This window comes from Pseudomonas parasichuanensis, assembly GCF_021601385.1.
In the GTDB taxonomy this organism is placed as follows: domain Bacteria; phylum Pseudomonadota; class Gammaproteobacteria; order Pseudomonadales; family Pseudomonadaceae; genus Aquipseudomonas; species Aquipseudomonas parasichuanensis.
Window position 1 is genome coordinate 1 of record NZ_BQHO01000094.1, and the last position, 343, is coordinate 343.

1 rRNA gene is annotated in these 343 nt (G+C 45.5%); it reads left to right on the top strand.

The features are described 5' to 3' along the window. A 16S ribosomal RNA gene (locus L6D77_RS27095) occupies positions 1 to 78 on the top strand; the annotation flags it as partial. Positions 79 to 343 lie beyond the last annotated feature (265 nt).

The following is a 343-nucleotide window of genomic DNA, read 5'->3' on the forward strand; positions in this document are numbered from 1 at the left end:
ACCACGGTGTGATTCATGACTGGGGTGAAGTCGTAACAAGGTAGCCGTAGGGGAACCTGCGGCTGGATCACCTCCTTAATCGACGACATCAGCCTGCTGATGAGCTCCCACACGAATTGCTTGATTCTTTGTAGAGGCGACAAGCCTTCCTGGCTTGGCTCGTTAGAGTTTAGAAATGAGTATTCCATTGTGAATGCTGATTTCTAGTCTTTGACTAGATCGTTCTTTAAAAATTCGGATATGTGATAGATAGACTGACACGCACTTTCACTGGTGTGTGATCAGGCTAAGGTAAAATTTGTGAGTTCTGCTCTTAACTGAGCGAAATGCGAATTTTCGGCGA